This window comes from Streptomyces sp. NPDC002851, assembly GCF_053591935.1.
Window position 1 is genome coordinate 16373 of the sequence record NZ_JBSFUT010000055.1, and the last position, 23212, is coordinate 39584.

20 protein-coding genes are annotated in these 23212 nt (G+C 70.1%); 9 read left to right on the plus strand and 11 right to left on the minus strand.

Annotated elements, in window-relative coordinates; genetic code table 11:
• Positions 1–288 precede the first annotated feature (288 nt).
• Positions 289–861 (plus strand): DJ-1/PfpI family protein, encoded by a 573-nt coding sequence (locus ACWD10_RS35585; protein ID WP_451097832.1) that lies wholly within the window; start codon positions 289–291, stop codon positions 859–861.
• Between the two features lie 59 nt (positions 862–920).
• On the opposite strand, the gene ACWD10_RS35590 is transcribed toward ACWD10_RS35585, so the two are convergent.
• The gene (locus ACWD10_RS35590; RefSeq protein ID WP_451097833.1) at positions 921–1607 is read right to left on the minus strand and encodes an HAD family hydrolase; all 687 of its coding nucleotides are present in this window, start codon (positions 1605–1607) and stop codon (positions 921–923) included.
• A 59-nt stretch (positions 1608–1666) separates the two neighbouring features.
• Positions 1667–2173, minus strand: coding sequence for a DUF6912 family protein (locus ACWD10_RS35595; protein WP_451097834.1), 507 nt, complete (start codon positions 2171–2173; stop codon positions 1667–1669).
• Between the two features lie 333 nt (positions 2174–2506).
• On the opposite strand from ACWD10_RS35595, the gene ACWD10_RS35600 reads away from it, so the two are divergent.
• A complete protein-coding gene (locus tag ACWD10_RS35600; RefSeq protein ID WP_451097835.1) occupies positions 2507–3001 on the plus strand; it encodes an Rv3235 family protein in 495 nt (164 codons plus the stop codon).
• Positions 3002–3097: 96 nt separating this feature from the next.
• Here the strand turns inward: ACWD10_RS35600 and secA are convergent, their stop codons facing one another.
• The gene (secA, locus tag ACWD10_RS35605; RefSeq protein WP_451097836.1) at positions 3098–5947 is read right to left on the minus strand and encodes a preprotein translocase subunit SecA; all 2850 of its coding nucleotides are present in this window, start codon (positions 5945–5947) and stop codon (positions 3098–3100) included.
• A gap of 277 nt (positions 5948–6224) precedes the next feature.
• Here secA and ACWD10_RS35610 point away from each other — a divergent pair, with 277 nt between their 5' ends.
• Positions 6225–6818 carry a GNAT family N-acetyltransferase gene (locus ACWD10_RS35610; RefSeq protein WP_451097837.1) on the plus strand — a complete coding sequence of 198 codons (594 nt, stop codon included), beginning with the start codon at positions 6225–6227 and terminating at the stop codon, positions 6816–6818.
• A 30-nt stretch (positions 6819–6848) separates the two neighbouring features.
• Positions 6849–8048 (plus strand): winged helix-turn-helix domain-containing protein, encoded by a 1200-nt coding sequence (locus ACWD10_RS35615; RefSeq protein WP_451097838.1) that lies wholly within the window; start codon positions 6849–6851, stop codon positions 8046–8048.
• Between the two features lie 28 nt (positions 8049–8076).
• Here ACWD10_RS35615 and ACWD10_RS35620 read toward each other — a convergent pair whose 3' ends face one another.
• The 8 genes from ACWD10_RS35620 to mtnA form a co-directional block, all read right to left on the minus strand.
• Complete coding sequence (locus ACWD10_RS35620; RefSeq protein WP_451097839.1) at positions 8077–8823, minus strand: response regulator; 747 nt, start codon at positions 8821–8823, stop codon at positions 8077–8079.
• 258 nt (positions 8824–9081) lie between these two features.
• A complete protein-coding gene (hpf, locus tag ACWD10_RS35625; protein ID WP_451097840.1) occupies positions 9082–9774 on the minus strand; it encodes a ribosome hibernation-promoting factor, HPF/YfiA family in 693 nt (230 codons plus the stop codon).
• Between the two features lie 30 nt (positions 9775–9804).
• Entirely contained in the window at positions 9805–9969 is a 165-nt protein-coding gene (locus ACWD10_RS35630; RefSeq protein WP_451097841.1) for a hypothetical protein, read from the minus strand.
• A gap of 119 nt (positions 9970–10088) precedes the next feature.
• Complete coding sequence (locus tag ACWD10_RS35635) at positions 10089–11009, minus strand: ComF family protein (RefSeq protein WP_451097842.1); 921 nt, start codon at positions 11007–11009, stop codon at positions 10089–10091.
• A gap of 312 nt (positions 11010–11321) precedes the next feature.
• A complete protein-coding gene (locus ACWD10_RS35640) occupies positions 11322–13169 on the minus strand; it encodes an LpqB family beta-propeller domain-containing protein (RefSeq protein ID WP_451097843.1) in 1848 nt (615 codons plus the stop codon).
• Complete coding sequence (gene mtrB, locus ACWD10_RS35645) at positions 13159–15621, minus strand: MtrAB system histidine kinase MtrB (protein ID WP_451097844.1); 2463 nt, start codon at positions 15619–15621, stop codon at positions 13159–13161. Before mtrB ends, ACWD10_RS35640 begins: the two co-directional genes overlap by 11 nt.
• A gap of 1 nt (position 15622) precedes the next feature.
• A complete protein-coding gene (mtrA, locus tag ACWD10_RS35650) occupies positions 15623–16312 on the minus strand; it encodes a two-component system response regulator MtrA (protein WP_451097845.1) in 690 nt (229 codons plus the stop codon).
• A 4-nt stretch (positions 16313–16316) separates the two neighbouring features.
• Complete coding sequence (gene mtnA, locus ACWD10_RS35655) at positions 16317–17465, minus strand: S-methyl-5-thioribose-1-phosphate isomerase (RefSeq protein ID WP_451097846.1); 1149 nt, start codon at positions 17463–17465, stop codon at positions 16317–16319.
• 140 nt (positions 17466–17605) lie between these two features.
• Between mtnA and ACWD10_RS35660 the strand changes: the two genes are divergently transcribed.
• Genes ACWD10_RS35660 through ACWD10_RS35680 form a run of 5 tightly spaced genes read left to right on the plus strand, consistent with a single transcriptional unit; the run spans position 17606 to position 23075 of the window.
• Positions 17606–18898 (plus strand): glycerophosphoryl diester phosphodiesterase membrane domain-containing protein, encoded by a 1293-nt coding sequence (locus ACWD10_RS35660; protein ID WP_451097847.1) that lies wholly within the window; start codon positions 17606–17608, stop codon positions 18896–18898.
• 4 nt (positions 18899–18902) lie between these two features.
• The gene (locus ACWD10_RS35665; protein WP_451097848.1) at positions 18903–19592 is read left to right on the plus strand and encodes a DUF4129 domain-containing protein; all 690 of its coding nucleotides are present in this window, start codon (positions 18903–18905) and stop codon (positions 19590–19592) included.
• Positions 19589–20773, plus strand: coding sequence for a DUF4350 domain-containing protein (locus ACWD10_RS35670; RefSeq protein WP_451097849.1), 1185 nt, complete (start codon positions 19589–19591; stop codon positions 20771–20773). The genes ACWD10_RS35665 and ACWD10_RS35670 overlap by 4 nt, the downstream gene beginning before the upstream one ends.
• Entirely contained in the window at positions 20770–21753 is a 984-nt protein-coding gene (locus ACWD10_RS35675; protein WP_451097850.1) for an AAA family ATPase, read from the plus strand. The genes ACWD10_RS35670 and ACWD10_RS35675 overlap by 4 nt, the downstream gene beginning before the upstream one ends.
• Before the next feature lie 11 nt (positions 21754–21764).
• Positions 21765–23075 carry a DUF58 domain-containing protein gene (locus ACWD10_RS35680; protein WP_451097851.1) on the plus strand — a complete coding sequence of 437 codons (1311 nt, stop codon included), beginning with the start codon at positions 21765–21767 and terminating at the stop codon, positions 23073–23075.
• Positions 23076–23212 lie beyond the last annotated feature (137 nt).

Below are 23212 nucleotides of genomic sequence, written 5' to 3' on the forward strand. Positions count from 1 at the left end.
CCCCGGGCATATCGCGCTGATCACGGGTCAAGGCTATCGCCCCGCACCGGCCCGCCGTCATGGGCCTTATGTGTACAAAAAGCGGCCCCGAAGTTTGACACTCTGGACAGCGACGCACACGTTATCGGCCAACTCTCACCCTTCACCGCTCCGGGCCCCCTTGGCACGGGTGCTTCGGGGAGGCACGTTGAGCGCAGCGGGTCCACAGTCGAACCAGAACATCCCGCGCATCAAGCACACCCTTCGCATCCAGAACATTCAGAACGGCTCGGGAGGGAGCGAGCGGCCATGACGGCGACCATCCTGATCGTGACCGGTGACGCGGCGGAGTCCCTTGAGGTCCTCTACCCCTACCAGCGGCTCCGCGAAGAGGGCTACGACGTGCACATCGCGGCCCCCGCCCGCAAGAAGCTGCAGTTCGTGGTGCACGACTTCGTGCCGGGCTTCGACACCTACACGGAGAAGCCGGGCTACACCTGGCCCGCCGACCTGGCCTTCTCCGAGATCGACCCGGGCCAGTACGCCGCCGTGGTGATCCCGGGCGGCCGCGCCCCGGAGTACCTGCGCAACGACCCGGAGCTCCGCAAGATCCTCAAGACCTTCTTCGACGCGGACAAGCCGGTGGCCCAGATCTGCCACGGCGCGCTGATCACAGCGGCCACGGACAACCTCAGAGGCCGTGACGTCACGGCGTACCCGGCCCTGGAACTCGACATGCAGTCCGCCGGTGCCACCTTCCACGACTCCGAAGTCGTGGTCGACGGCACCCTGATCTCGTCCCGTGCCTGGCCGGATCACTCGGCCTGGATGAGGGAGTTCCTGAAGCTGCTGCGCAGCAAGGCACCGGCCGAGGCCGAGTAAGGGCCGAGGCGTGGAGGTACCGGGCCACCGACCCGTTACGCCACAAGCTGCTGCGCGACTTACGCCACGAGCTGCTGCGCGACGCTGACCGCCTCCGCCAGTGAGTCCACCACGGGCACCTCCGGCCCCGCCGCGGCCAGGCTCTCCCGGCTGTGCGAGCCCCCGGTGTACAGCACGGCCCGCGCGCCCACGTGCTCCGCCGCCAGCGCGTCGTCCACCGCGTCCCCGATGACCACGGCACGCGCGGGGTGCACGGCCGCGGCGGAGGCCAGCTCGGCGACGTGCCGCGCCATGTGCTCCGCCTTGCCGCCCCCGGACGGCCCGGTCCGCCCGTCGACGCGTATGAACCGCGACTCGATCCCGAAGTCCCGGACCAGCGGCACCAGTTCGTCATGCCCGAACAAGCTCAGGATCGACTGGCTGTGCCCCGCGGACTGCCACTCCTTGAGCAGCGCCTCCGCCCCGTCGGCGAGGCCGCACCTCAGCCGATGCTCGCTGTAGTGCCGGTGGAACGTGCTGTCCATGACCTCCCACTCGGTCTCGGACGGCATCCGCCCTATCAGCCGCTCGTAGAACTTCGGCACCGGCACGCAGTACAGCTCCCGGTACTGCTCCAGCGTGATCGGCTCGAGTCCCAGCTCCGCGAACGCCGCGTTCGTGGCGCCGATGACCGCGTCGATGTCGTGGAACAGCGTGCCGTTCCAATCCCAGACGATGTGCGTCGTGCGCTTCCCCGTGCTCCCCATGCCTAAAAACGTACCGCGTCCCACCGACAGGCTGGGTCATCCGATCAGCTCTCGTCGGGTCAACCGATCAGGTTAGGGATCTCCTGCGTCGCGAACCACAGCAGCTCGTGGTCCTCCGCGCCGTCCACCGTGAACTGCGCGTCGTCGTCCCCCTGGTCCGCCGCGCCGAGGGCGTCCGCGGCCGCCGTGACGTCCGCCTCGGCGTCCGCCGCGTCCACATGCACCGCCGCCGCCTTGGCCAGCGGCACCGCTGTCTCGATCCGCACCTCGCCGAGCGAGCTCGGGTCGAGCCCCCGGTCGGGGTCGACGGCCGCCTCGGAGTCCGGCACGTCGACGGCGACGACGACCCGGCGGCGTACCACCGAAGGAGCCCCGGCGAGCAGCCGCAGCGAGGCGGCGGCGGCCCGGTTCAGGGCCGCGTACTCGAGCTCCTCGATGTCGTCCGAGACGTACCACTCCCGCAGCGCCGGTGTGACGGCATAGGCGGTCATCGGCCCGGGGCCCAGCTCCCCCGCCTGGTGCGCCTCGGCGAGTCGGGGCAGGGTCAGGGGAACGTAGACGCGCATGTCCGCCGCTTCCTTCTTCGGTGATCCCGGGGCTCTCGGCGCCCTCGGGGATCGGGTGATCAGAACCTGTCAGCGGCCTTCAGGATACGTGCGCGGGTCCCCCTTCGGAGTGCCCGTGCCCGGCCACGGGCCGCCCCCGACGACGCCCGCCCTTGACGCTCCCCGCAGCGCGCCTCGTACGCCTCGTCCCCCTGATAGGTGAACTTCCGGTACGCCCGGGCGGCACCCGGTCCCGCGTTGCGACCGCCGCGGCGGCCCCCGTACAAGAAGAGCCGAAAGCTACCGCCCGGTAATCAAACCGGGCCGGCGAACCGGCAGAACGGGGTGATCCATATGGACAGCAGGAACAGCGCGCACACCCGGCCCACGGAGACCCACCGCAGGACCGCCCGCGCCACGACCCGGCCCACCGACCGCAGCGGCCACAGCGCCCGCAGCGGGCCGCGCGGCCGCCGCGACCAGCGCCGCCCGCCGTCACCCCCGCCGCCCCGCAGGCGCCGCCTCACCCCGCACGAGCTGTTCGCCCAGCGGCTGCTCGCGGTGCTCAGCGGGGAGCGCCCGGTGCACTGGATGCTGGGCCACACCGTCGGCCCGGGCTACCAGCAGCTCGTGGAGCTCGCCCCGCGCACCCCGCTCAGGGCCCTGGGCACCCGCCCCGTCGTCCGGACCTGCCGCGCGCATCCGCTGCGCCCCGGCGTGGTCGAGGCCAGCGCGTGCATCGGCGCGGGTGACCAGGTGCGCGCGATGGCGTTCCGCCTGGAGCGGGGCCGGGACCTGCGCTGGCGCTGCGCCGCGGTGGAACTCGGCGGCGAACACGCCCCCGCCTGACGTACGCAGATCGCCACGTACGCAGATCGCCGGGCGCCCGGACGAATCCGGACCCCGGCGATCTGATCACGCACGCCTACGGCTCACGCCAGGCGGTTACTTCTTGCGGCGCTTACCCTTCTGCGCCTTGCGGCGCTCGGCCCGGGTCATACCGTCCGCCGAGGACCGCACCGGGGCCTCGCCGCCGTCGCTGGTGAAGTCGCCCTCGACGATGTCGCCCTCGCCGTCCACCTTGGGCGCGGTGAAGTGCAGCCGGTCCGGGCGGCGCGGGGCCTCGAGGCCCTTGGCCCGGATCTCGGGGCGCGTGCCCGCCGGGACGGCTTCCTGCGGCGCCTCGGCCTTGGCCAGGGAGGGCTTCTCCTCGGCCTCCACCGGGACCTCCTCGACCTGCTGCTCGACCTGGACCTCCAGGTTGAACAGGTAGCCGACGGACTCCTCCTTGATGCCCTCCATCATGGCGGTGAACATGTCGAAGCCCTCGCGCTGGTACTCGACCAGCGGGTCCTTCTGCGCCATGGCGCGCAGGCCGATGCCCTCCTGGAGGTAGTCCATCTCGTAGAGGTGCTCGCGCCACTTGCGGTCCAGGACCGAGAGGACCACGCGGCGCTCCAGCTCACGCATGATCTCCGAGCCGAGCTGCTCCTCACGCGCGTCGTACTGCTCGTGGATGTCGTCCTTGACGGACTCGGCGATGAACTCGGCGGTGAGCCCGGCGCGGTCGCCCGCGGCCTCCTCCAGCTCGTCGATGGTGACGTTCACCGGGTAGAGCTGCTTGAAGGCGCCCCACAGCCGGTCCAGGTCCCACTCCTCGGCAAAGCCCTCGGCGGTCTCCGCCGCGATGTACGCGTCGATGGTGTCGTCCATGAAGTGACGGATCTGCTCGTGCAGGTCCTCGCCCTCCAGGACGCGGCGGCGCTCGCCGTAGATGACCTCGCGCTGGCGGTTGAGGACCTCGTCGTACTTGAGGACGTTCTTACGCGTCTCGAAGTTCTGCTGCTCGACCTGCGACTGGGCGGAGGCGATCGCGCGCGTGACCATCTTGTTCTCGATGGGTACGTCGTCGGGGACGTTGGCCATCGCCATCACGCGCTCGACCATCTGGGCCTTGAACAGGCGCATCAGGTCGTCGCCGAGCGAGAGGTAGAACCGGGACTCGCCCGGGTCGCCCTGACGGCCGGAGCGGCCGCGCAGCTGGTTGTCGATACGCCGCGACTCGTGCCGCTCGGTGCCCAGGACGTACAGGCCGCCGAGGTCCGTGACCTCGTCGTGCTCGGCCTTGACGGCCGCCTCGGCCTTCTCCAGGGCGGCGGGCAGGGCCGCGGCCCACTCCTCGAGGTGCTCCTCGGGGTCGAGGCCGCGCTGGCGCAGCTCGGCCTCGGCGAGGTCGTCCGGGTTGCCGCCGAGCTTGATGTCGGTGCCTCGGCCGGCCATGTTCGTCGCGACGGTGACGGAGCCCTTGCGGCCCGCCTGGGCGACGATCGGCGCCTCCCGGTCGTGCTGCTTGGCGTTGAGCACCTCGTGCGGGACGCCGCGCTTGGCGAGCTGCTGGGAGAGGTACTCGGACTTCTCCACAGAAGTAGTGCCGACCAGGATCGGCTGGCCCTTGGCGTGCTTCTCCGCGATGTCGTCGACGACCGCGTCGAACTTGGCCTTCTCCGTGCGGTAGATCAGGTCCGACTGGTCCTTGCGGATCATCGGCCGGTTCGTCGGGATCGGCACCACGCCCAGCTTGTAGATCTGCTGGAACTCGGCGGCCTCGGTCATGGCCGTACCGGTCATGCCGGAGAGCTTGTCGTAGAGGCGGAAGAAGTTCTGGAGGGTGATCGTGGCGAGCGTCTGGTTCTCGTCCTTGATGTCCACCCCTTCCTTCGCCTCGATCGCCTGGTGCATGCCCTCGTTGTAGCGGCGGCCGGCGAGGATACGGCCGGTGTGCTCGTCGACGATCATGACTTCGCCGTCGATGACGACGTAGTCCTTGTCCTTCTTGAACAGTTCCTTCGCCTTGATGGCGTTGTTCAGATAGCCGACGAGCGGCGTGTTCACCGACTCGTAGAGGTTGTCGATGCCCAGCCAGTCCTCGACCTTGCTGACACCGGACTCGTGGATGCCGACGGTGCGCTTCTTCTCGTCGACCTCGTAGTCCCCGGTCTCCTCGATGCCCTTGAGCTGGTTGCCCGCCTCACCCTTGGTGAGGCGGGTGACGAGCTTGGCGAAGTCGCCGTACCACTTGGTGGCCTGGTCGGCGGGGCCGGAGATGATCAGTGGCGTACGGGCCTCGTCGACGAGGATGGAGTCGACCTCGTCGACCACGGCGAAGTTGTGGCCGCGCTGGACCAGCTCGTCCTTGGACCACGCCATGTTGTCGCGCAGGTAGTCGAAGCCGAACTCGTTGTTCGTGCCATAAGTGATGTCGCAGTTGTACTGCTCGCGGCGCTGGGCCGGCGACATGTTGGCGAGGATGCAGCCAACGTTCAGGCCGAGGAACTTGTGGACGCGGCCCATCATCTCGGAGTCGCGCTCGGCCAGGTAGTCGTTGACCGTGATCAGGTGAACGCCCTTGCCGGACAGCGCGTTCAGATACGTCGGCAGCGTGCCGACGAGGGTCTTGCCCTCACCGGTCTTCATCTCGGCCACATAGCCGAGGTGCAGGGCGGCGCCGCCCATGATCTGCACGTCGTAGTGGCGCTGGCCGAGGACGCGCTTGGCCGCCTCACGGACGGTGGCGAAGGCCTCCGGGAGCAGGTCGTCCAGGCTGTCGCCGGACTTGCCGTCGCTGTCGGCCCACTCCTGGTAGCGCTCCTTGTACTCGTCCGTGAGGGCGCGGAGCTCGGCGTCGGAGAGGTTGATGAAGTCCTCTTCGATGGAGTTGACCTGGTCCGCGATGCGGTGCAGCTTGCGCAGGATCTTTCCTTCGCCTGCACGCATGAGCTTGGTGAAGACGGACACGAGGGTTGATCTCCTTGCCGGTCGGGCCTGGCTCGGTCGGTTACTGCGTCAGCGCTGCTGACTGGCTGCGACGCACTGCCGTGTACGGCCGCTGCCTTACTACTGCTGTCTGGTGAGCAACGGCCATCGTATGCGAGGACGCACCCCCGCCGGGAGGGTCGCCGTGACTCAGGCCACCTGTCGCTCTCCGTGGAAACGAACGAGCACCGCGTGAGGTGCCCGGCCGCCCCCCGGAAATGTCTTGGCTCCCTCCTTCAGTAAGGCCGAGAATCGGCCGATGGAGCCCGTCACCCTCACCACCGACCGCCTGGTCCTGCGCACCATCGGCCCGCAGGACACCGACGCCGTGTACGCGGCCGCGCAGGATCCCGACATCCATCGCTGGACGACGATCCCCTCGCCCTATCTGCGCGAGCACGCCGAGACGTTCACCCGGCAGTTCGCGCCGGACACCTGGCGCGACAGCCGCGAATACCACTTCGCGATCGTCGACCGGGACTCCGCCGCCCTGGTCGCCGTGATGGGCGTCATGCCGCGCAGTGAGGGCGCCGCCGAGATCGGCTTCTGGGCGGTGAAGGAACACCGCGGCCACGGCTACGTCACCGAGGCACTGCGGGCCGTATCCCGCTGGGCGTTCACGCGCGCCGCCATCGACCGCCTTGAATGGCGCGCCGAGGTCGGCAACACGGCCTCCCGCGCGGTGGCCGAACGGGCCGGGTTCACCCTGGAGGGCACCCTGCGCGCCGGACTGCTGCAACGCGGCACGCGCCGGGACAGCTGGGTGGGTTCGCTGCTCCCCTCGGACCTCGGACTGCCGCCCCTGGACCCGTACTTGACCGCGGATCCCGCGGATTCGCTGATCCCGGACTGAGTTGTCAGTGGTGGCCTCTACGGTACGAACATGACCTCTGCCGCCGCCGCGCCCGCCCCGGAAGTCGAACTCTCCGCCGCCGAAGCCCGCCGCATCGCCCTGCGCGCCCAAGGGTTCCTCGGCGCGCCCGACCGCCGCGCCGGAGTCCGCGGCGTGCTGCGGCACCTCGGCGCGGTCCAGCTCGACACCATCTCCGTGCTCGCCCGCTCGCACGAGCTCATTCCGTACGCCCGCCTCGGCGCCGTCGGCCGCGGCACGGTGGAGGAGGCGTACTGGACCCCGACGTCCAACGGCGCACCCAAGGCACCGCCCCACGCCTTCGAGTACTGGTCGCACGCGGCCTGCATCCTGCCCATCGAGGAGTGGCCGCACTTCGCCTTCCGCCGCCGCGCCTACCGCACCCGGCCGCACTGGGGCCATGAGCTGAGCGAACCGGCCTACGAGCAGGTCATCAAGCAGCTGCGCACCGAAGGCCCACTGACGGCAACGGAGTTGGGCGGCGCGAAGAACAAGGGCGAGTGGTGGGACTGGTCCGAGTCCAAGGTCGCCGTCGAGCGCGCCCTCATGTACGGCGAGGTGGTGTGCACCGAGCGCCGCAGCTGGAAGCGGGTGTACGACCTCGCGGAGCGCGCGGTGCCCGATGAACTGCTCCACGACGACCTGGACGACCGGGAGTGTCTGCGCCGCCTGGTGCGCCTGGCCGGTGAGGCGCTCGGCGTGGGCACCCGCGCGGACATCGCGGACTACCACCGGCTCAAGGGCGAGCAGTTCGACGCGGTCGTCGCGGACTCCGGCCTCGTGCCGGTGACGGTGGCGGGCTGGTCCAAGCCGGCCTGGGCCGACCCGGCGGCCCTGGCGACCCCGCCCCGCGGCCGGCACCGTACGACGCTGCTCTCGCCCTTCGACTCCCTCGTCTGGGAGCGGGCCCGGACGGAGCGGATCTTCGGCTTCAACCACCGCCTGGAGGCGTACGTCCCGAAGCCGAAGCGGGTCCACGGGTACTTCGCGATGCCGCTGCTCTCCGGCGGGCGGCTGCTCGGCCGCGTCGACCCGGCGCGCGCGGGCAGCACGCTGGTGGCCCGGCACGCCTCCTTGGAGACGCCCAAGGCGGTTGAGCCGATGGCCGCGGCGCTGCGGGAGGCGGCCGAGTGGGTCGGCTGCTCGGACGTGCGGGTGGAGCGGGTGACCCCGGCGGAGCTGCGCGCACCGCTCACGGCGGCGCTCGCCTGACCTCGGGAGCGTGTGCGAGGGCCCGGGACTACCGGATCTCGAGGATCTTCTCCCGCATCGCGTAGACGACGGCCTCCATCCTGGAGTGCAGCTGAAGCTTCTCCAGGATGTTCCGCACATGGTTCTTCACGGTGTTCTCGGAGATGAACAGCTCCTTCGCGATATCGCGGTTGTTCATCCCCGTGGCCACCAGCTTGAGCACCTCCAGCTCGCGGTCGGTCAGCCGCGGTGCGGGCACGAGCCGGCGCTCGTCGGTGCGCTGGATCATCGACTTGAACTCGGTGAGCAGCTTCGACGCCATGGAGGGGCTGATCTGCGACTGCCCGTCGGCCACGGCGCGGATCGCGGTGGCCACCTCGTCCGTGGAGATCTCCTTCAGGAGATAACCGGTCGCCCCCGCCTTGATCGCGTCGTAGAGGTCGGCCTCCTCGTCGCTGATCGTCAGCATGATGATCTTGGCACTGGGGGCCACCTCCTTGATGGAGGTGCAGGCCTCGATGCCGCCGCGCTTCGGCATCCGCACATCCATGAGGACTATGTCGGGCAGCAGGTCGGCCGCCTTGTCGACGGCCTCCGCGCCGTCCCCCGCCTCCCCGACGACCTGGATGTCCTCCTCCTGTGCCAGGACGATCTCCAGGCCACGGCGGAAGAGCGCATGGTCGTCCACCACAAGGACCCGGATGGGCTCCTTCCGGGGCGCGCCCGTATCCGCGTCGCCGAGCACGCCGTCATCTCCGGCGTCCTCGCCACCCATCGGTCCGAAACTGTCCGCCATCGTTCCTCCCCCTGAAGGCCGAGGCCTTGCTCTCCCGTGCCGCACCAACCCCCCTCAGCAGTACGCGGGTTGGCCTGCCCGGACATGATTTCATGCCCGGAGGGCGGCGCGGTGCCCCAAGGGGTCGCACGCTGGTGCCCCTGGGGGCGCACGCACGCTCCAGGGGCACCTCGACAGATCGTCGGGCTTCGCCCGTCGGCTCCGGCCCGTTGGTTGAGTTCCCCGGCCCGTCGGCCGGGGATGCGGACCGTCGTGGCGTCAGCCGCCGAGCGCACCGCCTGCCATGGCCGTGTGCGCCTTGGCCACCATCGGGTCCGTGTCCAGGCGGATCACGCCGTAGTCGTATGCATGCCGACGGTAGACGACGCTCGGCTGCTTGGTTTCTGAGTCAACGAACAGATAGAAGTCGTGCCCGACCAGCTCCATCTCGTAGAGCGCCTGGTCGAGCGACATCGGTGCGGCGACATGGGTCTTCTCCCGGACCACCAGCGGTCCGTCGCCCTGCACTTCGAGGGATCCGATCTTCCTGGTCGGTACGGCCTCTTCCCTTTCGGCCGTGACGGGCTCTCCGTGCCCGTTCAGCGTGGCTGCCTCGGGGACTCGGTCGGCCACTTCGGCGGCCGACAGGCGGCCGGTGCCGCGGCGGCTGGATCGCTTGCTGTGTTGCTTGCGCAGACGGGCTTGCAGCTTCTCCTCGGCCAGGTCAAGTGCGGCATAGGGGTCGCTGGCACTGGCCTCGGCCCGGATCACCGGGCCGCGCGAGCGGAGCGTGATCTCCACTCGGTCCGAACGGTCTGCCTGTCGCGGATTCGGCTCCTTGGACACCTCGACGTCGAGGCTGATCACCTTGCCATCGAGCTTCTGGATCTTGTCCAGCTTCAGCTTCTCGGCCACGTGCTTGCGGAACCGCTCGGGCACCTCGGTCTTGCGGCCCTTGACGACGATGTCCACGCAGAACTCCGTTCCCGGATCGCTCCGCAGTCAGGCGCGGAGCGTCTCCCTCTTGCACCAGGCCCCGGTGACCCCCGGGGCCGCGGACTCGGTGACTTCCACCTCCTCCTCCCCCACGAACAAGATCTCCACCCCACCGGAGCGAGTGAATACGGAAAACTCGCAGCCGGCATTCCGATATGCGAGGTCAGGCATCCGCCATTCCTCACAACCGAACATATCTCGCCCGGACGGATGTCGTCACCCTCTACTGCGGCATACCTCCATTCAGGTGAAATACCTCTGTCGTTACCTGCAACGACGCAGCTCCTCAGTCAGTTCCGGTTTATCTCGAAGGAGTCCGGAGAACTGGCGACCACGGCTGCGTTCAGACGCACGTTCGTACCTGACATTCCGTGCCATGGGCCCGCCGCCGAGCCTGTCCCTGACCCTGTCCCGTCAAGGGCCGGCACCGGGGCGGTGGCCGATTCCGGGGTGGTCCACTCGTCAACTTCCGCTGCGACGCCTGCTACTCGCAGGGCACGCGCGGCCTCCGCCAGTGACGCACCGGTTGTCATGAGGTCGTCGACGAGGACGGTCCGCCGCCCCGCGAGCAGGCGTTCGGCGCCCGCCACCACCTCCAGGGCACCGGCCAGATTGGCCAGCCTCTGCCGGGAGTTCAGCCCCGACTGGTCGGCCACCTCCCTCCGCTGCCGGAGCACCGGAACCACCCGCGCCGGGAGCCCCGACCGCCGCAACTCCCGCGCCGCCGCGACGGCGATCCTCCGTGCCGGGTCGTGTCCCCGCGCCCGCACCGCGCGCCGTGCCGACGGGACCGGCACCAGGACCAACGGGCCCGGCCATGGATCACCCGACTCCGTCCTGTTCTCCGTTCCCCCCTCCGTCCCGTTCTCTGTTCCTCCTTCCGTCCTGTCCGCCGTTCCTCCTTCCGTCCTGTTCTCCCGCCGCAGCCCCGCGCGCACCGCGCCCGCAAGGGCCGCGCCCAGTGCCTCTGCGAGGCCCAGCGCGCCCCGCTCCTTGTGGGCGAGCAGCACGGCACGCACCTCGTCCGCGTACGGGGCCGCCGCGTACACCGTGGGCAAACCGGCCGGCTCGGACGCCGGGCGCACCCGCTGCGGCACCCGCCCGTACAGAGCCGCGCGACAGCTGTCGCACAGCGCCGTACGGGACCTCCCGCAGCCACCGCAGTCCGGCGGAAGCACCAGGTCAGCGAAGTCCCGCCACCACCCCCGCATGTCCACCACTGTGCCAACGAGACCCAGACCCGGCCACCCCTGTGGATAACTCTGGGGAGCGGCGGCAGAGGCCCTGTGGACAACTGCCCCATGGGGAGCGTGGGTTGATGGTCGGCGGGCCCAACTGGGGTGAGCGGTACGGCGAAGGGGGCGGGGGCAGAGGCAGGGGGAGAGAGAGGGGGACGGGCAACTGCAGCGGGGCAGGCCGTGTTGGCGGCACCCATCGGTGCCGCCCCGCCTAAGCCCGGACGAGACCGGCAGCCTCACCCCCGACGGACCGGCAGCAGCCTCAGCCCGGCCGGATCAGTGGCCTCAGCCCGGATACACCGGCGCAGCGCCCTCCGTCACCACGGTCCTCCAGTTCGCGCCCGGGGGCAGCCGTACGATCCCGTCCTCGTCGGAGTGGGCCACCAGCGGAAGCCGGTCGTCCTCCGAGGCCGCGATGTCCGTCACGCCCGTGAGCGCCGGTATGGACGGTCCCGCCTCCGCCGAGCCGTCGCTCTGGACGTACTGCAGCTGCTGCACACCGCCGGCCTCCCTGCCGACCACCACGAGGCGGCTGCCGCCCGCCCACGACATGGCGGTGACCTCCTCCATCTGCGGTGCCCCGGGCCGGAGTCCGACGACCGATACCTCGGGGTCCTCCGCGGTGCCCTGGCGTTCCACCCGGCCGATCTTCAGCGAGACCTTGTCGTCCTGCTCGACGAGCAGCGCCACCCGGACACCGTCCGACGACGCCTGCACCGCCTTTATGCGCGCCTCTCCCAGACCCTGGACCTTGACCTCCACCGGGGCACCGGTCCCCTGGGCCAACCAAAGGAGCCGCTGGTTCCGGGTGTCGCGGTCGGTCACCCACAAGTCGCCGCGGCCGTCCCAACTGGGCTTCCCCAGGCCGTCCGCCTCCTGCTTGGACCGGCTGCGCAGCTGCGTCTTCTCCAGCGTGCCGCCGGGCAGCAGCGAGCCGACGTACAGCGAACGCCCGTCGTTCGACACCCCGGCCGCCCGGTCCTCGGTGCGCGCCACCGCGGCGGACCGCAGTTCCTTGCTGCCGTCTCCCAGGGGGCCCGGCACCGGCTCCACGTCATCCTTGTTCCGCGGCATGCGCACCAAGCGGTGCTTGGCATCGATGAAGTACTGGTAATCCGGGCTGCTTTCCCTGCGCCCCGGGCTGTCGGCCGCCGCCTGATCGGCGGTCAGAGTACACAGCTGCGAGCCGTCCGACCTCAGCAGCTCGACCTGTTCGACCCCGACGGGCGGCAAGTCTCTGAGCGTGAAGAAGAGTTGCGTCGCCATCTTGCGGCAGCGGTCCGGCCGTACGCCGTCGACCCGGTGGTTGAGCGGCACCCGAAGGCGGTTCTCGTCGTCGGGCGAGAGCGACTTGGTGCCCGGCTTCAGTGCCGTACCACTCGGAAAGCGCGAATCCACCACCTGGCTCAGCCAGTTGGCCGGCCCGTCGAGCAGCGAGTTCACCGCTTGGGCCACCGGATCCGGCTGCTTGCGCACATAGACCGGGTCAGGGACCAGCGGCAGCGAACCCTGCGCCCCGCCCCCGTCCGACGAGGAGGCCGAGGCGAAGTAGTACTTGTTGACGGGGAGATAGAGGCGCTGGAAGTCCGACTCGCCGAGCACCACGCCCGGTGGCAGCCGGTCGATCCGCCACTCCGAGCCGTCCTTGCCCTCTTGCTGAGTGAGGTGGATGGTCTCGGCGTACGTGCCCTGCCCCGGCTGATACGCGTGCTGCCCGTCCACCGTGGCGACCCGGCGGCCGGAGAGCGCGAACGTATAACCGCTGCCCTTACGGTCGTTGCTGGTGCGGTCCGTGTCCGTGTTGGGGCCGTCCGCGAGGACGGTGGTGGAGCGCTCGGGGTGCCAGTTCTCCGACGCCTTCTTCGTCAAGTACTTGCGGGCCATGGCGAATTGGGGGTCGTCGCTGGTCAGCGCCTCCAGAAAGCCATCGACGATCTCACTCGGGTCGGCGCCGGGGCGCGGCGGCACCGCGATGACCCGCACCCGCGACTCCTGCGCGGGCATGTCCACCGGCCCGAGACCCCCACTGTCCGGCATCGAGGCGCACCCGGCCAGGAACACCGTGCCGCAGCCGAGGGCAGCACCGGTGCGCAAGGTACGGGAGCGGCCCCGACGTCCTCGGTCAGCGCCCACGCGTGCTCTCCCCTTCTCGGTCACCACTTTCTCGGTCCCCACTGCTTACGTCACCGCCGCGACCGTCACGCTGGACGCCGCTCCTACTGTTGCCGCTGCTGTCGGTGCGGGTACGGGTGCGGGTGCCGGTGCCGTCACTGGCGTCGCTGTCGTCAACGCTGGCGTCGACGCTGTCTTCGCGTCTGCCGTCGCTTGCGTCGACGCCGACGCCGCCCCCGTCGCTCGCCGCGCCCTCTGCGCTGTCTGTGTCCGCTTCTATGTCCGTTGCTGTATCCGCTGCTTGCTCATCGGCCTCTGCGTTCCCCATGGCGCCTGCGGCCCCGGCGCTGAGCTCACTGTCCGCGGGATCGGCTTGCCGGGGCTCCGGCCCCTCCGAGTCCCCCGCCGCCACAGTCACCGACACAGTCGCAGTGCCGCCCCCAGCTACGGCCGTACCAGCCACGCCGCCCGTAGCGGCGTCCGGCACCCGCGTCTGACGCGGCACGACCCTGGTCCCGCTGGCTCCGGGTAGCGCCGCCGGATCCGCCACAGGAGCCTGCCGCGCCACGGTCGCGGCGGTCGCTGCCACGCTCGCCACGTTCTCCCCCGTCGACGGCGGAGTGGACGCCCCCTGCTCCTGCGCGGGCTGCACCGGCACGGTGGCGAGCTTGCTCCGGCCACCCAGCGGCAACCCGGCGTCGCTCAGATCGCGGTTGCGCCGCGAGTCCTCCGGCTCCAGGGGTATGGGGGAGCCGCGCAGCGCCTCGTCCGCCGTGCGCGGCAGCGTGAGGCGGAACTGCGAGCCGCCTCCCGGCTCGCCCCAGGCCTGTAGCCAGCCGCCGTGCAGCCGGGCGTCCTCGAGCGCGATGGCGAGGCCGAGCCCGGTGCCACCGGTGGTACGCGCGCGTGCCGGGTCGGCCCGCCAGAAACGGTTGAACACCCGGGTCGCCTCACCGGGCTTGAGGCCCACCCCGTAGTCGCGTACGGCGACCGCCACCGCGCCACCGGCCGCCCCGAGACGTACCACCACGTCCCGGCCCTCGCCGTGCTCCACGGCGTTCGCGACGAGATTGCGCAGCACCCGCTCCACCCGGCGGGCGTCCGCCTCGGCCACCACGGGCTGATCGTCGCCGACGACCCTGATCCGGCCGCCCTTGCGCTCGGCCAGCGGCTCGGCCCCGCCCACGACACGACGTACAACATCACGCAGGTCTATCGCCTCGGCCTCCAGCGCCGCCGCCCCCGCGTCGAACCTGCTGATCTCGAGCAGATCGGCGAGCAGCGACTCGAACCGGTCCAGCTGATCGGCGAGCAGTTCCGCCGACCGCGCCGTCACCGGGTCGAAATCCTCGCGCGCCTCATGGATCACATCTGCGGCCATCCGCACGGTCGTCAGCGGTGTACGCAGCTCGTGGGACACATCCGAGACGAAACGCCGCTGCATCCGCGACAGGTCCTCCAGCTGCTGAATCTTCAGCTGGAGGTTCTGCGCCATCTTGTTGAACGCCTCGCCGAGCCGCGCGATGTCGTCCTCGCCGGTCACCTTCATACGTTCCTGAAGGCGCCCGGCGGACAACCGCTCCGCGACCCCCGCCGCCATCCGGACCGGCGTGACCACCTGCCGCACGACCAGCCAGGCGATCGCGCCGAGCAGCACCACCACAAAGAGCCCAGCCGTGGCCAGCGTGCCCTTCACCAGGCTCAGCGACTTCTCCTCCTGCGTCAGCGGGAAGAGGTAGTAGAGCTGATACGGATCGTTGTTGATGTCGGTCAGCTGCCGACCGATGACCAGACCGGCCACCGGTTCCTGGCCGCGCGTATAGACGATGCGCGAGAAGCTCTGGTGCGCGCCGTTCCCCCGCTCCACCTGGTCCCGCAGCTCCGTGGGCACGCTCTCCAGGGCCGCGACGTCGCCGGAGGCCCGCGGCCCCCGCCCTCGGCCGGCGTCACCGCCGGAGCTCAGCGCCACCACATCGAAGGCGCTCTGCCCGCCGCTGGACAGCTGCGTCACCAGGTCGGAACGCCACTGCGAGGCGTTCTGCTGCACCATGCCGTCGGCCGACCCGCCGCGGCTGCCGTCCTGAGCCCTGGCAACCGCGTCCTTCGCGGCCTCGAAACCACCCGCGGCCTGGCTCTGCGATGCCCTCTCCTTGGCATCGAGCAGCCCGTTGCGCACCTGCCCGATCACGACGAGACCGAGCAACAGCACCACGCCGAGCGACATCAGCAGAGTGCCGGCCACCACGCGCAACTGGATGTTCCGCCGCCACAGCCGCATGACCGGCAGCAGCGGCCGACGCACCCAGCGCAGCAGCAACCGCAGCACGGGGCTGCCTTGCACCCCGTCCTGCAGCATCAGCCCGCCGTCGACCAGCCTCCCGAACCGGGAGGCCCGCCCCGTCGGGGCCAACGGCCGCTCCGGCCTGGAACCCGGTCGCCCGGGCGGCGGCGCAGCGGCGCTGTCCCGGGACATCTCAGCTCGGCCCGGCCTTGTAACCGACGCCGCGGACGGTCACCACGATCTCCGGCCGCTCCGGATCCTTCTCGACCTTCGAGCGCAGCCGCTGCACATGGACGTTGACCAGCCGAGTATCGGCCGCATGCCGGTAGCCCCACACCTGCTCGAGCAGCACCTCGCGCGTGAACACCTGCCACGGCTTACGGGCAAGAGCGACCAGAAGGTCGAACTCCAACGGGGTCAGCGCGATCGCCTGCCCGTCCCGCTTCACCGAGTGACCGGCGACATCGATCACAAGATCACCGATAGCCAGCTGCTCCGGCGCAGGCTCCTCCGACCTCCGCAGCCGCGCCCGGATACGGGCCACGAGCTCCTTCGGCTTGAACGGCTTCACGATGTAGTCATCGGCACCCGATTCGAGTCCCACCACCACATCCACGGTGTCGCTCTTGGCGGTGAGCATGACGATGGGCACCCCGGACTCCGCCCGGATCAGCCGGCACACCTCGATGCCGTCCCGACCGGGCAGCATCAGGTCAAGCAGCACCAGATCCGGCTTGGTCTCCCGGAAGGCTGCCAGCGCCTTGTCGCCGTCTGCCACGAACGACGGTTCAAAACCTTCTCCCCGCAACACGATCCCGAGCATCTCGGCCAGTGCGGTGTCGTCGTCGACGACAAGGACTCGTCCCTTCATGACTGACATCATCCCATTAGCTAATCGTTACCTGGCGTGACCTGGCACACAGCTCCGCAAGCCCCTCGGCCGTCACGGGCGAGACCACCCCGGACTCGGTGACGATCGCCGTCACCAGCTCCGGCGGCGTCACGTCGAACGCCGGGTTGTACGCCTGCGTGCCCAGCGGGGCCACCGCTATCCCGCCCCCGGACTCCGCTCCCGCCACGGACACCTGCGGTGCCATGAACTCCGTCACTTCCTGTCCCGCCCGCTGCTCGACCTCGATCGCGGCACCATCCGCGGTGTCCAGGTCGATCGTGGTGACGGGCGCCACCACGATGAACGGCACATGGTGGTACTTGGCAAGCACCGCGAGCGGATAGCTCCCCACCTTGTTGGCCACCGAACCGTCGGCGACGATCCGGTCCGCGCCGATCAATACCGCGTCCACTTCACCCGCCGCGAAGAGCGAGCCCGCCGCGTTGTCCGTCAGCAAGCTGTACGCCATGCCACTGCGGGCCGCCTCGTACGCCGTGAGCCGCGCCCCCTGCAACAGGGGCCGGGTCTCGTCCACCCACAGCCGGTTCAGCTGCCCCGCCCGGTGCGCGGCCAGCGCCACCGCGAACGCCGTCCCCTGGCCCCCGGACACCAGCGCCCCGGTATTGCAGTGGGTGAGGATCCGATGCCCGCCGCCCGGCCGCAGTTCATCGAGCAGCGCGAACCCGTGCTCGGCCATCCTCCTGCTCGCCTCGGCGTCCTCCGCGTGCAGGGCCCGGGCGGTGGCCAGCGCGGCCGCAGCCCCTTTGTCCCGGCCGCCCCCTTCCGCGAGCACGGAGCGGTACGCCTCCTGCGCCCGCCGCGCTCCACGTGAAAGGTTCACCGCGGTGGGCCGCGCGGAGGCCAGCGCATCCGCCGCCTCGTCCACGTCGTACCCCCGTGCGGCGGCGAGCGCGACACCGTACGCCCCGGCGATACCGAGAACCGGCGCCCCGCGCACCGCAAGCATCCGGATCGCCCGCACCAGGGCGGGCGGGTCGGTGCACACCAACTCCACTTCCTCCGCCGGAAGCCTGGTCTGGTCGAGAAGCACCAGCACAGGGCCTTCCGGAGACTCGTCCCAACGAATAGTGGGCGGAGCCTGCGGTCTGCCGTCCTCGACGTTTCGCGCGTGCTGATCAGCCATCCGCCCAGTCTGCCCGTTGTCCGACAGACAATTGAAGGTGCGCAGCCCGTCCGGCACCCCGTACCCGAACAGACACACCATGGCACGATGGCAGCCAACCTGCCGCCGCAACCGCGGTCGGGCACCGTGAAGGAGCGACGATGAACGACACTCCGGGCTGGGCCTCGCCCGGATCTGCCCCGTCCGACGGAGACGACAAGAGCACACCCGGCTCTGCCGAACCCGCCGACCAGGATCGCGATGCGGCCTCGAAGTGGTCCAAGGAGCAGCCGCCGCCCGGCCAGTGGTCGGCCCCCGGCACCCCTGCCCCCGGTCAGGGCCAGACTCCCCCGCCGCAGCACGGTCCTGGAGGACACGGAGGTCAGGGCAACTGGGGCGGCGGCCCCGGCGTCCCACCGGGCCGGCCCCACGGTGGCTGGGGCGGCGGCTGGGGCGGTCCGCCACCGGCGGCCAAGCCCGGGGTGATCCCGCTCCGCCCGCTCGGCGTCGGCGAAATCCTCGACGGCGCCGTCTCGACCATGCGCGCCCACTGGCGCACAGTCCTCGGCATCTCGCTCACCGTCGCGGTGATCACCGAACTCGTGGTCGTCCTGCTGCAGGGATTCGTCCTGGACATACAGGGCAGCACCGACGTACTGAACGACCCGAACCCGACCCCCGCCGAACTCCGCGGCGCCCTCAGCAGGACCCTCTTGGACTCCGGCGTCATCCTGGTGATCTCGCTGCTCGGGACCTTCGTGGTGACGGCCCTGCTCACGATGGTGACGAGCCGAGCCGTCCTCGGTAAGCCCGTGACCAGCGCTGAAGCCTGGCGCGACGCGAAGCCCCAGCTGCCCCGCCTGCTCGGCCTCACCTTCCTGCTCCCGCTGCTCGCGTCCCTCGTCGTCGCCATCGGGATCCTGCCCGGCCTGCTGCTCGCCCTCACGGCGGCCACCGAGGCCGGTGTCGCACTCGCGGTGCTCGGCGGGCTCGCCGGAGTCGTCTTCGCCGTCTGGCTCCTCGTCCGCTTCTCCCTCTCCTCTCCGGCGCTGATGCTGGAGAAGCAGACCGTACGGAAGGCGCTGAGCCGCTCCGCGAAGCTCGTCCGGGGCTCGTGGTGGCGGGTGTTCGGCATTCAGCTGCTTGCCACGATCATCGTCAATGTCATGGTGTCGCTCATCCTCATCCCGTTCACCTACATCGCCTACGCGGTCAGCGGTGAAGGCATGAGCGGATTCCTCACCAGCGGCACCGGCGACGTCGGCTGGACCTTTTTGATCATCACCGGTATCGGCTCCGTGGTGGGATCGATGCTGGCCTTCCCGATCACCGCGGGAGTCACCGTGCTCCTCTACATCGACCTGCGGATCCGGCGCGAGGCACTCGACCTCGAACTCGCCCGGGCCGCCGGCATCCAGGGATACGGCTCCGCACCCGGCACCCCGGGGAGCTGATGCGATGACCGTGACGGGGGGAATTCTCAGGGCGCTGCCCGTGCAGCCGCGCACCGGCGACGAACCGCCGGTGACGATCGATCGCGGTCCGGCGCGGGAGGCCGCCGAACGCGAGCTGTCCAGGCCGATGTACCACGAGAACGACCCGAGCCTCTTCCAGCGCGCCCTGAACCGCTTCTGGGAATGGATCGGCGATCTCTTCAACGCCGCCTCGGGAGCCGCCCCTGGGGGCGGGCTCGGGCTCTTCGTGATCGTCCTCGTGGTGATCCTGCTGCTCGTCGCGCTGTGGTGGCGCCTCGGCACCCCGCACCGCACTCCGTCATCCGCGGCCGCCCTCTTCGACGACCGGCCGCGCAGCGCCGCGGAGCATCGCGCGGCAGCAGCGGCGCACGCAGCCGAGCAACGGTGGAGCCAGGCCGTGCAGGAACGGATGCGCGCCATCGTGCGCTCCCTGGAGGAGCGTGCTCTGCTCGACCCCCGCCCCGGCCGCACCGCCGACGAGGCGGCCGCCGACGCAGGCCATGCGCTCCCGGCCCATGCGGACCGACTCCGCTCGGCCGCCCGGGAGTTCGACGCCGTGGCATACGGCGGACGCAGCGCCGACGAGGCGGCATACCTCCGTCTCACTGCTCTCGACGAGGAATTGGAACGGACCAAGCCGGTTCTCAGCCCGGTCCAGGGAGGCGCTGAATGACCGGGCTCACCGCGCCGTCGACGTCGACGGCTGCCGCTCCACGTCAGGTGTGGACCCGCGCCCGCGGCCTGCTGCTCGGCTTCACCCTGCTGCTCGTCGCCGGGATCGCCATCGCCGCGCTGCGCTCCGGCGAGGAGCACGGTCGGCTCGACCCCCGATCCGCGGATCGCTACGGAAGCCGCGCGGTGGCCGAACTGCTCGCCGACCGAGGCGTGACCACTCGGGTGGTGACCACCACCGACGAGGCCACTGCCGCGGCCGGTCCCGATACGACGCTGCTCGTCGCCACCCCCGACCTGCTCACCCCCCGGCAGCAGTCCGCCATCCGCTCCGCCACCGCGAAGCCCGGCGGCCGCACCCTCCTGCTCGCTCCCGGGTCTGCTTCGGTGGACACCCTGGCCCCCGGTGTCCGGGCCGAGTCCACCAGTCTCGACTCCACGCTGCCGCCGGACTGCTCGCTGTCCGAGGCCCGCCGTGCCGGCAGCGCGGACACCGGCGGAGGCCACCGCTACTCCTCCAACTCCTCGGACACCGACTCCTGTTACCTCAGCGACGGCCTGCCCACCGTGATGCGCATCCCGGCTGCCGACGGGGACACCGTGCTCCTGGGAGCCCCCGACATCCTCTACAACCACCGCCTGGACCAGCACGGCAACGCCTCGCTCGCGCTCCAACTCCTCGGTTCCCGCCCACATCTGGTCTGGTACCTCCCCTCCCTCAGTGACGCTTCAGCCACCGACAGCGGTGACCGCAGCTTCTTCGACCTCATTCCCTCCGGCTGGCGTTGGGGAGTACTGCAACTCACCCTCGCCGCCGTAGTCGCCGCACTGTGGCGCGGCCGCCGTCTCGGCCCTCTTGTGCAGGAGCGCCTTCCGGTCGCCATTCGCGCTTCCGAGGCGGCAGAAGGCAGGGCCCGCCTCTACCGGAAGGCAAACGCCCGGGACCGTGCGGCCATGGCCCTCCGCTCAGCAACTCGCACGCGCCTGGCCCCCCTCGTCGGCGTACTGCCTGCACAGGCGCACGCACCAGAGGTCCTGTTGCCTGCCCTCACGGCCCAACTCCCCGGAAGCGCCCGGGATCTGCATGCCCTGCTCTTCGGACCTCCCCCGTCCGATGACATCGCCCTTGTCTCGCTGGCCGACCAACTCGACGCCCTCGAAAGAGAGGTACGCACCACATGAGCGCCCCGATCGCAGACGCCACTGGGAACGCGGACCACGCCCGTTCCGCCCTGGAGGCCTTGCGTACCGAGATCGCGAAGGCCGTCGTCGGACAGGACCCCGCTGTCACCGGACTCGTCGTCGCCCTACTGTGCCGCGGCCACGTCCTGCTGGAAGGCGTCCCCGGGGTGGCCAAGACGCTCCTCGTGCGCGCCCTCTCCGCCGCCTTGGAACTCGACACCAAGCGCGTCCAGTTCACCCCCGACCTGATGCCGAGCGACGTCACGGGATCTCTCGTCTACGACGCCCGCACCTCCGAGTTCTCCTTCCAGCCCGGCCCGGTCTTCACCAACCTTCTGCTGGCCGATGAAATCAACCGGACCCCTCCCAAGACCCAGTCCTCGCTCCTGGAGGCCATGGAGGAGCGCCAGGTCACCGTCGACGGCACTCCCCGCCGACTCCCGGAGCCCTTCCTCGTCGCCGCCACACAGAACCCCGTCGAGTACGAAGGCACTTACCCCCTCCCTGAAGCTCAGCTCGACCGTTTTCTCCTCAAACTCAACGTCCCCCTTCCTTCTCGCCAGGACGAGATCGCCGTCCTCACCCGCCACGCGGAGGGCTTCAATCCGCACGACCTTCAGGCCGCCGGAGTACGCCCGGTAGCCGGCCCCGAAACCCTCGAGGCCGCGCGGGCCGCGGTGGCGAAAACCGCGGTCTCCCCCGAAGTGACCGGCTACGTCGTGGACATCTGCCGGGCGACCCGTGAGTCGCCATCTCTTACCCTTGGCGTCTCGCCCCGTGGCGCGACTGCTCTGCTCTCAACCTCTCGCGCTTGGGCCTGGCTCACCGGTCGCGACTACGTCATCCCCGACGATGTCAAAGCCCTGGCCCTGCCCACTCTTCGGCACCGGGTCCAACTACGCCCCGAAGCCGAAATGGAGGGAGTCACCGCCGACTCCGTCGTCAACGCCATCCTCGCCAACGTCCCCGTACCCCGCTGAGGCGAGCACCGATGGCACTCACTGGACGTACTGCTCTCCTCGCGGCTCTGGGCACTCTCCCCGTCGGATTCCTCGCCCCAAGCTGGGCGGGCATCCTCTCGGTCAATGGCCCCCTCGCACTCGCAATGATGTGCGATTACGCCCTCGCCGCGCCAGTGCGATCGCTCCGCTTCACCCGATCTGGTGACACATCAGTTCGACTCGGTGACGGCGCAGACGTCGACCTCACCATCACCAACCCCTCGGGGCGACAGCTGCGTGCCGAACTCCGCGATGCTTGGCCCCCGAGCAGCTGGACGCCCGGTACCGAGGTAGCCGCGTCACGCCACAAAGTGGTCGTCCCCAGCGGTGAACGCCGCCGCATCACCACACGCCTTCGCCCAACCCGACGCGGCGACCGCCAGGCTGGCCCCCTCACCATCCGCTCGTACGGGCCACTCGGCCTCGTCTCCCGGCAGGGCAGCCACCAGGTGCCCTGGACCGTCCGCGTCCTGCCTCCGTTCCACAGCCGCAAGCACCTGCCATCAAAGCTGGCCCGCCTCCGCGAGCTGGACGGCCGGACCAGCGTGCTGACCCGCGGCCAGGGAACCGAATTCGACAGCCTCCGCGAGTACGTCCCCGGCGACGACACCCGCTCCATCGACTGGCGCGCGACCGCCCGCCAGTCCACCGTCGCCGTACGCACCTGGCGCCCGGAGCGCGATCGACACATCCTGCTGGTCCTCGACACCGGGCGCACATCAGCGGGCCGCGTCGGGGATGCACCACGCTTGGACGCGTCAATGGATGCCGCCCTGCTCCTCGCAGCCCTCGCATCGCGCGCCGGCGACCGCGTCGATCTCCTCGCCTACGATCGACAGGTCCGAGCCCACGTGCAGGGCCGAACTGGGGGCGACGTTCTTCCTGCCGTTGTCAGCGCCTTGGCACCTCTCGAACCCGAGCTGGTCGAAACGGATGCCCGAGGGCTGACAACAGCCGTCCTCCGCACGGCTCCCCGCCGTTCCCTGATCGTCTTGCTGACCAGCCTCGACGCGGCTCCCATCGAAGAGGGACTACTCCCAGTGCTCCCACGCCTCACCGAGCGCCACACCGTACTCGTCGCCTCCGTTTCGGACCCGCGCATCAAGCAAATGTCGTACGCACGCGGAGATACCGACGCCATTTACGACGCTGCGGCCGCTGCTCAGGCCCATAGCGAACGCAGCAAGACCGCGGATCAGCTGACCCGACATGGCGTCTCAGTCGTCGACGCCACCCCCGAAGACCTCGCTCCAGCACTCGCTGATGCCTACTTGGCGCTCAAAGCGGCCGGCCGCTTGTGAGCCTGCTTGTGCCTCTGCGCTGCACGAAGGCGGAGCACAGCAGGCGTGAAATGATCCAGAAATGCAGAAAGCCCCGTGCCATCGGCACGGGGCTTTCCCCACAATTAGTTCGGCGGCGTCCTACTCTCCCACAGGGT